This is a genomic window from Paenibacillus sp. GCM10027629, assembly GCF_042676425.1.
In the GTDB taxonomy this organism is placed as follows: Bacteria; Bacillota; Bacilli; order Paenibacillales; family Paenibacillaceae; genus Paenibacillus_K; species Paenibacillus_K terrigena.
Genome location: NZ_JBHTGZ010000008.1, coordinates 2,044 through 15,140, shown reverse-complemented (window position 1 = coordinate 15,140; position 13,097 = coordinate 2,044). Strand labels below are relative to the sequence as shown.

Below are 13,097 nucleotides of genomic sequence, written 5' to 3'. Positions count from 1 at the left end.
AACCCTAAGGAGGATGAAGATGAGCAAAATCGTTTTGATTGCAGGAAGTCCTACGAACGGATCGAGATTATTCGGATTGACGCAATACGCCACGGATCATCTCTCGTTGTCTGGCTTTGACGTCGATGTGATCTCAGCTGCCGAGCTTCCGGCAGAAGATCTGCTCCGCGCGAATTTTAACAGTCTTGTCATCCAGAAGGCGCTTGCGGCAGTGGAGCAGGCGGACGCTGTCATTATCGCCAGCCCTGTCTACAAAGCTTCGTATTCGGGCGCGCTGAAGACCATCCTTGACCTTGTCCCGCAGAAAGGGTTCCAAGGGAAAGTGGTGCTGCCGCTCTTTGTAGGCGGGACGATTGCTCATTTGCTTGCTATTGATTATGCCCTGAAGCCGGTTGTTGCCGCGTTAGGAGGAACGAATATTCTTGGCGGAGTGTATGCTGTCGACCAATGGATTAGCCGCACGGAGCATGGGGGATTTGAACTTACCGAAGAGCTGAAGGAGCGCATTGACGCCTCCATCAGCGAACTGACCCTAGAGCTGGAACGCGAAGTCGTGTTTCAGAATCAAGATAGACAGGAACCGGAAAGCTGATTGATCAGTTTCGTTCGAAAGGGGGCTCAGGATCATGAAGGTTGCATTGTTTAGCTTGATGATGAATCTCCCGAATGCCGTGACAGGAGAATCTTGGACAGCGCAGAAAAAATTCAGGAACGTCATCCGTCAAGCCGTTCTTGCGGAAAAGTTAGGGTTCGATGCTTATGGGGTAGGCGAGAGGCACGGGGCACCATTCCTGTCCTCGTCGCCGCCGGTCGTATTGACCGCGATTGCAGCCCAGACCTCGCGTATTCGTCTGTTAACCACGGTGACGGTGCTGAGCGTGCTCGATCCGGTACGGGTTGCAGAGGATTATGCGACGCTGGATCACCTCTCGGGAGGCCGGCTGGAAATGATCATCTTGAAAGGCAATGATCCGCGGCACTATCCGCTCTTCGGCATTCCGAGGAGGAACAGTGGGAATCCATGGCTGAACGCTATCGGCTGCTGAAAAGGTTGTGGACGGAAGAAGGCGTCACTTGGGAAGGCCGTTACCGTCCGCCGATTGAGCATGTGACGACCTATCCTCGACCTTACCAGAAATCAATCCCCGTATGGCACGGCAGCGCCTCCAGCACGCTCTCGACGGAGCTGGCGGCCCAGTTCGGAGAGCCGATGTTCTCCTCAAATTCGTTCCATCCGCAGGCCAAATACAAAGCATTGATTGATCATTACCGCGAGCGGCTAGCCTTTTATGGGCATGATCCGTCTCAAGCCGTCGTCGGCGCGGGCTCAGGCAGTCTATATCTCGGTACCACTGGTGAGGAAGCCATCCGACGTTATCGACCCTACTACAATGCATTCGGCGTAACGGAATCGTCGAAGCATAATCAATCGCCTTTCATAAATCTGGAAGATATCATCGCGAATGGTCCGGCGCTGATCGGCAGCCCGGAGCAGGTCATTGAGAAAATTATGCATTATCACGAGGCCTTTGGCCATCAGGTGCTGAGCATCAGCGTCGATGGATTGACAGAATCGGAGCAAGAGGAACAGCTGCATCGTTTTGCCGAGGAAGTGCTTCCTGTGCTGAGGCGGGAAATCCCAAGTACCGTGTGGAATAAGTCCTCCGTTATAACCGAAGACAAAACGGCCGTTTCATCATCGTCCTCCATGAACTAACGCTGAACAAGCAAGAAGCCAATCGTCATGAAGATGATTGGCTTCTTCGCATATGCATTATTCTGCGACAACCGCTGTTGTGAAAATACCCTCAGGCACTTTACCGCTCCAAGTCGGACAAGGCTCGATGCCAAGTGCATACGCAACGACATGCGCTGTATCTTTGATCGATACGGCATCTGTAATTTCAACACCTGAAGCTACCGCCTTGCCATAACAGCCCCAGAATATCGTCATGTCCATCGGATGATCACTGCCGTGACTGCGTGGATGATCACCGCCGCCGCCATGATCGCTTGTAATAATAATGAGACTTTCTTCGAGAATGCCGGCGTCACGAATCGCATCAAGCAACACACCGACATACTCATCCACTTCAGTAATTTTCGCCAAATACTCCGGTACGTGATTGCCATAGCCGAACTCATGCCCAGCACTATCGGGGTTATCGATCTGTACATACAGGCACTTCACATCGGGGTTATTACGGATATAATCAGCAGCTGTCGTGATTAATTCTGGGCATCTAATCGAGAGATCCTCGAACTGGCAAGATTGCTCGACGATCCCGTGGTTAATTGGGGACCATTCTGAGAATGCCGCTAATTTCGCATCCGGATATTGCTGCCGAATGAGCTTCATGAAGGAAGAGTAGGCGCTGTCTTCCGGAAATCTCGTATCCGAAGCGATGTCGTTGCTTAGTTGGTGTTGATCGGGCTCTACGCCATGGAACATCGATCCCCAGCATTGCGCACTAATCGAAGGGAATACGGTTTGTGCTTGATAAGTCATAGCCCCTTGCTGCAAAAGTCCATGAATATTTGGCGTTGGTGTATCTTTAATGAAATTTCCTGCGCCATCCAATCCGATGACAAATACATGATTACAAATTGCTCCCATGCGAATCGCCCTCTTTTCCAAGAAAATGAGTAGGTAATGCAAGATATTTTCGTGTGTTTGATTGTGTTAGTGTGTATTTTGTTGTGAAGATTATAAATCGCCTATCTCGAAGTGTCAACATATAATTGAAGCCTTTGAGCCAACAGGTAAAGACGCTTATCTTTGCATCAATCCATTGATCAAATCCAAGCACCAGTGTTAAATTAATCTACAAGTCGAATTCGAATTTCAAGGGAAAGCAGGCTGAGTTAGTCATGAGAATTCAAGCAGCAGGCACGACAAGGTGGTTTGTCTACCAGAAAATTGTAATCGTTTTCATAACCTTCATCATTCCTTTGGTTGCGATGAACATGTGGGTGAATTACAAAGGCATGTCCTTTACGAAGAAAGCAATCTCGGACTCTGCCGTTGCCGGTGCCTCATTTTATGCCAAGCAATTGGACAAGGAATTGTATTTCGTCCGAAACCAGCAGCTGCAATTTTTTAATGATAAGGATCTTCAGAAACTTAGCTTTCAAGGGAGTAGATTGGAAGGGTATGCGCTAATTGAATTGATTAATCAGACGAAAGATCGGTTGTCCGCGATTCAATATTCCAGTGAATTCGTTGTGAATGCGGGCGTCTATATCAAAGAAATCGGCAAGACCATCTCGAGTATGAATGGCGTAACAGACTCGCCGAATTATGAATCTGATTTTATTACCTCGTTAGCGGAGCTCACACCGAAGCCGTCTTTCTATCAGAAAGAGGGGCGCCTCTTTTTCATTGAGAGTGAGAATAATTCAGGCATCATTTCTTATATTGAAATTTCGGTGGTCCGTCTGCAAGAAGCGCTGCATCAGATTACGACACTCTATCAGGAATCGGAAGTATTCCTAGGGAATAAGGAGCTGGGGAGTGTCCTATCGACGGTGAAAGACCAACGTGTCATTGTCCCTTTGCTTGAGCAGATGGATACAGGGAATAACGTGCATTCGAACAAATCCCAGGTTCTTCGTATTGATGGGACAAGCTACTTCATCACGACGAATCAAGTGAGTTCCTTGAACTTATCGTTGATCATGTACGTGAATCACAATGAAATTACTCGCCCGCTGAGCCAATTCAGCTTCTGGTTCTACGCGTTATTCGTGATCGCGATCGTTGTGCTGCTGCTCTATGCCTACTCCGTGAACTTCATGATTCATAGACCGCTATCGAAGCTTACCAAAGCATTCCAGATGATCGAGACGAACAATCTCAACCTCGTCATCGATTCGAAGACAAGAGACGAGTTCCATTATCTATTCCATAGCTTTAATCGTATGGCGCTTCGATTGAAACATTCGATCGAGGAGAATTATGAGCAGAAAATTGCGATTCAGCAATCGGAACTCAAGCAGTTGCAATCGCAGATCAATCCCCATTTCTTGTACAACAGCTTTTTTAACATTTATATGATGTGTAAAGTGGGCGATTCCGACAGTGCTGCTGAACTCTCTCAGAAGCTAGGAAGCTACTATCAGTACATTACGCGGAGCGGTTCGGACGAGGTGCCATTGTATAAGGAATATCAACATGCTCTCGACTATTGCGAAATTCAGTGCATTCGCTTCTCGAACCGAATTCGTTATGAATATGAAGACATTCCGGATCATGCGAAGACGATAACTGTACCGCGCTTAATCATTCAACCGCTTGTTGAGAATATTTTCGAGCATGCATTTGAAGACGGTATGGCCAACGGTGTTCTCTATATCGCTGCCAATGTTGAGGATGAGATCGTGCGCATTTCGGTCGATGATAACGGGCAACTCGTAACCGATGAGGCGATTGAGCAATTAGAGGGGCAGTTAAGGGATGGTACAAGGCAATTGGAGAAGACAGGTCTTATCAATGTGAACAATCGGCTTCAGCTGAAATATGGTGCTGGCAGCGGGTTGTTCGTCTCTCGCAGCCCGTACGGGGGATTACGCGCAGAACTAAGGATCAATATCGAATGCTAGAGAGGGGATTTAACGATGTATAGACTCTTAATTGTAGATGACGAGCCGGTCATTGTGAACGGATTGGTGCAGTTGTTCCAGGATCGCGTGGATGTTGAGCTTGATATTTGCAAGGCCTATTCGGCGAGTGAAGCGATAGACATTGCAAAGCGGACGAAACTGGACATTCTCGTCAGCGATATTCGCATGCCGCGTAAAAATGGATTGCAGCTGGTGGATGATATCGTCTATTACTGGCCATCCTGCCGCATTATTTTCTTAACGGGATACAGTGAATTCAATTATGTCTATGAAGCCATCCGTAAGAATGTCGATAATTATATCTTGAAAACAGAGGGAATCGAACCGATCTTTGAAGCGGTAAAGGGCGCCATTGCGAAACTTGAGGAAGAGAATCGCATTCGGATACAGCAGGAAAAAGCGCAGATGCATATTCAGATGGCCGAGTCCTTGCTGAAGAAAGAGCTGCTTGAGCGGGTCCTACAAGGGGAGTCGCTGCTTTCGCTATTAACGCATGAGCGTTATGCAGAAGTTGACTTTCGAATGGATACGAACCGCCCCGCATACCTCCTCGTCGGGCAAGTGGACCTAGCCGAAGGCCCGAAGCTCAAGCTGCTAGAGTCGGCCGCACGTATTGTAGATCGCCATTTGCCGACCTCATTGATGCGTGAATATGTGATACAAGAAGGCAATTTATTGGTGTGGCTGCTGCAGCCGGATGAACAGTTGACGGACCATATGAAGATTCGTGAATCTGATCATAGTATACAGGGGAATCACATCGTCGCGTACATTCGGGGCAATCTAGAGCGTGTTCAGAACGAATATGAGCAGCTGTTCGATCTATCTATTTCTTTCGGAATATCTGGGAATTTGCTAGAGCGGTGGGATCATCTGCATTCCCAGGTGGAAGAGGTGAGCGCCTTAATTCGCAGAAGGATTCAATTAGGGCAGAAGATGATCATTGTTGATTATGAACAGTCATTGGCGCTTGTACATGCCTACGACAAAGGAACGGGCATGAAGCAGGATGAATTCAAGCAATTATTAATCGATCAAATTCATCAATACATTCATGATTATCTGCATGGCGACTTATCTTTGACGGCGATTGCCGAGCAGGTGCATTTGAATCCTTCGTATCTATCGCGTTATTACAAGCAGCTTACGGGCCGCAATCTACTGGAATACATTCAAGAGACCAAGCTTGCGGCTGCCATCCGTATGATGGAGAATCCGCATATGAAGCTGCATGAGATTGCCGTGAAGGTCGGTTTCGATTCGCAGTCGTATTTTACGACATTTTTCCGGAAGATGACAGGTACTTCTCCCCAAGAATATCGGAAGTCATTGTAAGGGCGTCTGTACCGCCAGTAGATTTATAGGTAGTAAAAAAAGTGAAACGAAAGTAAAAGATTTGAAATTGTAGCTTTTTCTCTTTGATTCTACTATTAGAAGCAAGGAGTCAATCGGACTCACGGGCCTCATCAAACAAAGGGGGAAAGCGTTATCATGAAAGCTTCTAAAGCATTAAAAATGTTGTTATTGCTCTCCATGGTCATTACGGCATTCACCGCATGTTCAGGTAAGGGGAGCGATCAGACGGATTCAGGCGCTGCGAAATCAGGCGAGTCCAAGACAGAGACAGCTGCTCCGGAAGGACCACTTAGCAAATATGCGGAGCCGGTTGAAGTCACTGAGGTGATGGGATTTAGACCTGCGGAAGACCCGCGAACACCTAAGGGACTTACACCCGACAAGAATGCGTATTTGCAGCAGTTAAAAGATATGCTGAATATCGATGTGAAGTACAAATGGACGGTTCCTTCGGATCAATATGAACAGAAATTCGCGTTAGCAATGGCTTCCGGTGATTTGCCGGATATTCTAGAGCTTGGTCAGAAGGATTATGAGAAGCTTCGTAAGCAAGATATGCTCGCTGATTTATCAGAGGTATATCAGAAGTATGCATCGCCCGAACTGAAGAAATATATGGAGTCGGATGGCGGATTCTCCATGAAAGTATTCAGTAAAGACGGTAAACAGTACGGGATCCCATCGTTCGAAGATCCGTTCCTCTCAACGCAGTTGCTATGGATTCGCAAAGACTGGCTCGATAATCTGAAGCTTGAGCCGCCGAAGACGATGGATGAGCTGGATAAAGTCGCTGAAGCCTTCGTGAAGAACGACCCGGATCAGAACGGCAAAGCGGATACGTACGGCGTTGCACTGCAGAAGACCTTGTTCTTCTGGGGGTTTGATGTCAGAGGTTTCTTCAATGGATACGGTGCTTATCCTTCCGTTGGTGATGCACAATCCGCTTGGATTAAAGGCAGTGACGGCAAGCTTGCGCCAGGCCTTATTCAACCGGAGATGAAGCAGGGGCTGAGCATGCTGCAGTCGTGGTATCAACGCGGCATTCTGAATAAAGAGTTCGCGCTCAAGGACGAGAATAAAGTCGTTGAAGATATTACGGCAGGCAAAGTTGGGATTTCCTACGGGGAGTGGTGGTATCCTGCTTGGCCGCTGAACTTGAACGTTGACAAAGATCCTAAAGCGAACTGGATTGCCATTCAGATTCCTTCATTAAGCGGACCAGGTAAATCGCTCGTACCGAAGCTGCGTAGCGGCCGTGTATATGCCGTGAACAAAAACATGAAGAATCCTGAAGCGGCAATCAAAATGATGAACTTCTATATCGAAATGGGTAAGAAAAAATATACAGACATGTTGAGACCCGAAAAAGGTTTTGTCTATAACTGGTTCAATCCGCGAATCTATAACCCTGCACAGATTGAGACAATCTACACGGAAGTGAACAAGGCGCTCGCAGCGAACCAGCAAGAAATTACGCTCGATGACGAGAACTACACGCTTGTGAAGGATGTCTATAACTACGTGAAAGATTATCAATCCGGCAGTACGAAGATTGCTTCCAAAGGGACGAACTGGGGCGGATACTTCAGCCGCGTCGCAGAGAATGGCGGTTGGGGGCTAACGCGTCAGATCAAGCAGAACCAAGCGTTTGTCAGTAATGAGTTCTATGGCATCCCAACATCAACACAGGTTGAGAAAGGCTCGCAGCTGGATAAATTGATGCAAGAGACGTTCACGAAGATTATTCTAGGTGCTCCAATGGATGAATTTGATAAGTTCGTAACGAGTTGGAAGACGCTTGGCGGCGATAAAATTACCGAAGAAGTCAACGCGTGGTATAACGAGCAAGCCGTGAAATAATACGCGTGCTCACTTATGGAAGGAGAGGGGATTATTCGTCGCCTCTCTCTTTTTTTCGACTCACATGAAGGAGGTTAATCATCGATGAAGTTATTGCGCAGGGAGTATCCGCTCCATCTCATGTTATTGCCGGGTGTCATTCTAACCTTGATTTATGCTTATGGCCCAATGGCGGGTCTTGTCATGGCCTTTCAACAGTTCGAGCCATTATCCGGATTCTTCAAATCGGAGTGGGTCGGGTTCGATAATTTTACGTATGTCTTCAATTTGCCGGATTTTAATCAAGTCCTATGGAACACAATCGTAATTTCGCTATTTAAAATGGTCTTGTTCTTGGTGGTTCCGCTCATCTTAGCGCTTCTCTTAAATGAAGTGACGCGCAGATGGTTCTCCCGGTTTATTCAATCTGCTATTTTCTTACCGTTCTTTCTCTCGTGGACGGTGCTCGGCGGCGTTGTTATTGAGTTGTTCTCCTTAGACGGTCCAGTGAATGGCCTTATCAAGTCGCTTGGTTCGGAGCCGATTATGTTCATGCTCAACAATGACTGGTTTCGGGGCATTATTATCGGTTCCGATGTGTGGAAAGGCATGGGATATAACATGATTGTAATGCTGGCAGCGATTACAGGTATTAATGCCACACTGTATGAGGCTGCTGAAGTGGATGGTGCAGGCAAATGGAAGCAGATGGTGCATATTACGCTGCCGGGTATTACCCCGATTATTATTTTGCTAAGCGTATTGAGTCTCGGGAATGTTCTTAATGCCGGATTCGAGCAAATCTTGATCATGTACAATCCAACCGTATATGAAGGGGCAGATATTATCGATACCTTCGTCTATCGTCTTGGGATGTTCAGTCAACAGTTCGGCCCTGCTGCAGCCATTGGACTATTCAAATCCGTTATTTCGTTAGGATTGGTGTCGATTACCTACTACGCGGCTTACAAATACAACAACTATCGAATATTCTAAGGAGGAGAAGTCCTGTGGTGCATAAGCCATCTCTTGGCAGAGTGTTGTTTATCGGATTCAATACAGCACTGCTCTCACTGATTACATTGCTCGGAATTATCCCGTTCGTTCATTTGCTCGCCGTCTCCCTTAGTTCGAATACAGCCGCGATGGCTGGAGAAGTGAAGCTGTGGCCTGTTGGCTTCTCTATGGATGCCTATATGTTCTTGGGAGAGAAGGTAGAGTTCTTCCGTTCCCTTGGCGTATCGATCGAGCGGGTTGTACTCGGAACGGCTGTGAATATGTTTCTCGTGTTTATTACTGCTTTTCCGCTTGCAAGACCTAATAGCCAATTTAAGTATCGCACGGTGTATGTATGGTTTTTTGCGATTACGATGTTTTTTGGCGGTGGATTGATTCCTACTTATATTGTCGTCAAAAATACAGGTATCATGGACTCGATCTGGGCGCTGATTTTGCCTGGTGCACTGAATGTATGGAATATGGTATTAATGTTGAATTTCTTCCGAACGATTCCAAGAGAATTGGATGAAGCAGCAACGATTGACGGTGCCGGGTACTGGCGAATTTTGTGGCAAGTGTATCTACCCGTCTCCTTGCCTTCGATTGCAACGATTGGATTATTTACCATTGTAGGCCACTGGAATGCTTGGTTCGATGGGATCTTATATATGAACTCTCCGGATAAATATCCGTTACAGACGTATCTATCCACGTTGATTACGGCGATCAATTCACAGATGTCCTCGATGTCACCAGAGCAACTGAGAGCGATGGAGAACTTGAGCGAGAAGACACTGCGTACGGCTCAGATCTTCATGGGGGCACTTCCGATTATGCTCGTCTATCCGTTCCTCCAGAAGTATTTTGTCAAAGGCATGACGGTAGGCAGCGTGAAAGAGTAGATCGAAACAAGGGAGAAGGATAACGGATGAAGAAGGTTACAGTTGCATTAATCGGAGCGGGTCTGCGGGGGATCAACTATTTGGAGTATGCGGTGCAGCATCCCGATGAGCTGCAAGTGGTTGCTGTAGCGGAGCCGAATGTGGAACGCAGAACGTATTTTCAAGCGAGACATGGTCTTTCGGACGATGCCTGCTTCGAGAATTGGGATGATTTCTTCGCGGCGCCGAAGCTGGCTGATGCGGTATTCATCTGCACCCAAGATAAGCAGCATTTCGAACCGACGATGAAGGCGCTTGAAGCGGGGTATCATGTGCTGTTAGAAAAGCCGATGTCACCCGATCCGAAGGAATGTGTCGTGATGGGGGAGATGGCTTCGCAATTCGATCGCGTATTCTCCATATGCCATGTGCTTCGTTATACGAATTTTTTCGGTACGATCAAAAGCTTGCTAGAGAAAGGTGCGATCGGCGACCTGATATCCATTACGCATAACGAGAATGTTGGCTACTGGCATCAAGCGCATAGCTTCGTTCGAGGCAATTGGCGTCGTAAGGATGAGTCGAGCCCGATGATTCTGGCCAAATCCAGTCATGATCTCGATATTCTGTTGTGGCTGGCCGGTTCTGAGTGCGCGAGTGTCTCATCTTTCGGCTCATTATCCCATTTCACATCGTCTCAGGCTCCAGTTGGGGCGCCGCTTCGATGCACGGATGGATGCCCTGTTGAACAAGATTGTCTGTATTTTGCGCCGAAGCAGTATTTGACGGAGAATACGGATTGGCCGACATCGGCGATTAGCGATGACCTCTCTTACGAGGGAAGGTTGAAGGCGCTGCAGGAAGGGCCTTACGGCAGATGCGTCTATCATTGCGATAATGATGTCGTCGATCATCAAGTGGTGAATCTTGAATTCGAGAACGGCGTTACGGCAGCATTTACGATGAGCGCCTTTACGAAGGATGTGAGCCGCACGATTAAGCTGATGGGGACGAAGGGCGAGATTCGCGGCGCGATGGAGAAGAACGAGATTGAGATTCTGCATTTTGGCAGCGGTGAGGTAGAGCAAATTTCATTCGTGGTTGCCGGCGGACATGTTGGTCATGGGGGAGGCGATTATGGTCTCGTCCGCGATTTCTTGAAACTGGTAAGTGAAGGTGGGAAGAGCCAGGGGCTCACCTCGGCGAATCATTCGGTGCAGAGCCATCTGATGGCGTTTGCGGCAGAACAGTCAAGAGTGACGCATCAAGTGGTTCACTTACAAGAGTTTGTTCGAAATATATAATATGGATGAAATCCCTTGCGGTCATGCAAGGGATTTTTATGTTAGGAGCCTGCCGTTCATTTCCAAATAAAACTTACAGAACGCAAGGTCAGTCGTTCAGATTTTCGACTATAATAACTCTATGAATCTTGCAACTTCTTTCGACAAATTTCGTATATATGTTCGATTGTTCAATGACTCTTGTGAGAGGGGATGGGCAGATGATAATTTCTAGCAATCATAAACTCGTTGTCTACATAGGTTTATTCCTATTATGTATTGGATTGTTGCTTGGGCCGGCGCCTGCTGCACACGCGGGGTTCTGGGATTGGGTAAATGGAGTGAAGGAAATTCCCTCCGATGTGGATGAGCTGAAGTCGAAATATACGCAAATGGAAGAGAGCTTCCAGAAGAGCCGGGAACAGTATGAGACGGTCTCGAATCAATTGATGCAGGAGAACGAGCAGCTTCGTGTACAGAATGAGACACTGACATCACGTTTGAAGCTGCTGGAAGAACAGGATTTACGTCAGAAAGAACGGATGAAGTGGATCATAAGAGGAATCATGATCGCCGCTAGCATCATAGCGCTTTTTTTTATCATGACACGAGTCACACGAGTCTTGTTCTGGCGACGCCATCGATAATGAGACAAGGATAGGGGAGACGATTAGGATATGAATGTCATATGTGAAGAGGGAGTAACCCTATCGCAAGCGGTCACACTTCAATTGGATGCTGGGGAGAAGGTATCCGTGCTCCATCCAAGTCAAATTATCGCCTTTCAAGGAAATTCGAATCAACGTGAAGATCGGCTTATGGATATTGCAGGCATGTATCGCAAAAGAAAATTGATTCAATCGAATGTCAGCGGGCCTGCGCAATTCATGATTGGGCTGCCGGCGGGGTATTCGGTACAGACGATCCCACTCTCCGAAGGTGCCGATCTTCTCTTTGAGTGGAAGCATGTCTTGTTCTATACCGATGGCATGCGTGTTGAGCGTAAAGTTCAGACGTTGAAGAATGCATTAATCACGCGTGAGATTATTAAGATGAAATTTTCCGGGGATGAAGGTATATTGGGGGTCTTGACACATGGACAGCTGCATCGGATGAAGTTGGACCCGGTTCAGCCGACTTATATCGACGTAGGTTGTCTTGTTGCTTATCCGGAGAATGCAACACTGACTCCACGCGTTTATGGGAATGCACTTGCGAGCCAGCATATGAATTACCATTTTGAAATTACAGGTCATGGCTATGCATTGATTCAGACTGGAAAATCAGATCATCAGCTGGAACAAGAAATTGAGGGAGATGGGTTTATTCGGCGCGTTTTGCGCGAGGTGATTCCTTTTGGTGGCATTCTTATCAAATGACCGATTCTGAGCTGGGTATTCTGAAAAGTTTGCTCGAGAAGCCATGAGGCGTTAGGATAGATGTTAACGATAGGGTTTTGCAGGGTATTGTTAATCGACCAAATGGATGATACGCAGAAAGAGGGAACTTATGTTAGATAATCATGAGCAGGCACAGGTGGAGGAGCTGAACCAGCGGATTCAGGAGCTTGAAGAGGAGAATGCAAGACTCAAGCAGTTGGTAATTAAATTAAAGAATCAACGTTCAAGAGGGGAAGGCCGCATGTCAACACCTCTTAGAGAAGCGCTTCGCGAGTAGGAAGGAGCTGCACGACAGCAGCCCCTCTTCACCGAATGAATATGCAATTGTCAAAAATTACATTTGTATTATGTCGAACTTCGTGGTAAATTAAGATTCTGTTCACGAGATACACGATATTCCCTGATAGCTCAGTTGGTAGAGCACTCGACTGTTAATCGAGTTGTCACAGGTTCGAGTCCTGTTCGGGGAGCCACTTATGGAGGCTTAGCTCAGCTGGGAGAGCATCTGCCTTACAAGCAGAGGGTCAGCGGTTCGATCCCGTTAGCCTCCACCATTATGATCACCAAAGGGTATTTCGATTATTTTCCGAGGCCCTGGGGAAATGTAAGAAGTATAACTGACGCGGGGTGGAGCAGCCCGGTAGCTCGTCGGGCTCATAACCCGAAGGCCGCAGGTTCAAATCCTGCCCCCGCAACCAAATGATTTTAAACGATAT

At 47.3% G+C, this 13,097-nt stretch carries 11 protein-coding genes, 3 tRNA genes and 1 pseudogene; 14 read left to right on the top strand and 1 reads right to left on the bottom strand.

What is annotated here, in order from left to right:
• Positions 1-19 precede the first annotated feature (19 nt).
• Together ssuE and ACFQZR_RS08920 are read left to right on the top strand one after the other, a co-directional pair.
• A complete protein-coding gene (gene ssuE / locus ACFQZR_RS08925; RefSeq protein ID WP_379344988.1) occupies positions 20-592 on the top strand; it encodes an NADPH-dependent FMN reductase in 573 nt (190 codons plus the stop codon).
• 34 nt (positions 593-626) lie between these two features.
• Positions 627-1,717, top strand: a pseudogene (locus tag ACFQZR_RS08920) (LLM class flavin-dependent oxidoreductase).
• 57 nt (positions 1,718-1,774) lie between these two features.
• Here the strand turns inward: ACFQZR_RS08920 and ACFQZR_RS08915 are convergent.
• Positions 1,775-2,617 carry an alkaline phosphatase family protein gene (locus ACFQZR_RS08915; protein WP_379344986.1) on the bottom strand — a complete coding sequence of 281 codons (843 nt, stop codon included), beginning with the start codon at positions 2,615-2,617 and terminating at the stop codon, positions 1,775-1,777.
• 254 nt (positions 2,618-2,871) lie between these two features.
• Here ACFQZR_RS08915 and ACFQZR_RS08910 point away from each other — a divergent pair, with 254 nt between their 5' ends.
• From ACFQZR_RS08910 to ACFQZR_RS08855, 12 genes are all read left to right on the top strand, one after another.
• On the top strand, positions 2,872-4,602 hold the full coding sequence (locus ACFQZR_RS08910; protein WP_379344984.1) for a sensor histidine kinase: 1,731 nt from the start codon (positions 2,872-2,874) through the stop codon (positions 4,600-4,602).
• A gap of 15 nt (positions 4,603-4,617) precedes the next feature.
• Positions 4,618-5,958 (top strand): helix-turn-helix domain-containing protein, encoded by a 1,341-nt coding sequence (locus tag ACFQZR_RS08905; protein WP_379344982.1) that lies wholly within the window; start codon positions 4,618-4,620, stop codon positions 5,956-5,958.
• Positions 5,959-6,114: 156 nt separating this feature from the next.
• Positions 6,115-7,839 (top strand): extracellular solute-binding protein, encoded by a 1,725-nt coding sequence (locus ACFQZR_RS08900; protein ID WP_379344980.1) that lies wholly within the window; start codon positions 6,115-6,117, stop codon positions 7,837-7,839.
• A gap of 84 nt (positions 7,840-7,923) precedes the next feature.
• Complete coding sequence (locus tag ACFQZR_RS08895; protein ID WP_379344978.1) at positions 7,924-8,814, top strand: ABC transporter permease; 891 nt, start codon at positions 7,924-7,926, stop codon at positions 8,812-8,814.
• Positions 8,815-8,828: 14 nt separating this feature from the next.
• Positions 8,829-9,719 carry a carbohydrate ABC transporter permease gene (locus ACFQZR_RS08890; RefSeq protein WP_379344976.1) on the top strand — a complete coding sequence of 297 codons (891 nt, stop codon included), beginning with the start codon at positions 8,829-8,831 and terminating at the stop codon, positions 9,717-9,719.
• 26 nt (positions 9,720-9,745) lie between these two features.
• Positions 9,746-11,002: a Gfo/Idh/MocA family protein gene (locus tag ACFQZR_RS08885; RefSeq protein ID WP_379344974.1), complete on the top strand. Its 1,257-nt coding sequence runs from the start codon at positions 9,746-9,748 to the stop codon at positions 11,000-11,002.
• Between the two features lie 200 nt (positions 11,003-11,202).
• The gene (locus ACFQZR_RS08880) at positions 11,203-11,628 is read left to right on the top strand and encodes a tropomyosin (protein ID WP_379344972.1); all 426 of its coding nucleotides are present in this window, start codon (positions 11,203-11,205) and stop codon (positions 11,626-11,628) included.
• 30 nt (positions 11,629-11,658) lie between these two features.
• A complete protein-coding gene (locus tag ACFQZR_RS08875) occupies positions 11,659-12,360 on the top strand; it encodes an AIM24 family protein (RefSeq protein WP_379344970.1) in 702 nt (233 codons plus the stop codon).
• 130 nt (positions 12,361-12,490) lie between these two features.
• Positions 12,491-12,658: a hypothetical protein gene (locus ACFQZR_RS08870; protein WP_018757702.1), complete on the top strand. Its 168-nt coding sequence runs from the start codon at positions 12,491-12,493 to the stop codon at positions 12,656-12,658.
• Positions 12,659-12,778: 120 nt separating this feature from the next.
• A tRNA-Asn gene (locus tag ACFQZR_RS08865) sits at positions 12,779-12,854 on the top strand.
• 5 nt (positions 12,855-12,859) lie between these two features.
• A tRNA-Val gene (locus ACFQZR_RS08860) sits at positions 12,860-12,935 on the top strand.
• A 67-nt stretch (positions 12,936-13,002) separates the two neighbouring features.
• A tRNA-Met gene (locus ACFQZR_RS08855) sits at positions 13,003-13,079 on the top strand.
• Positions 13,080-13,097 lie beyond the last annotated feature (18 nt).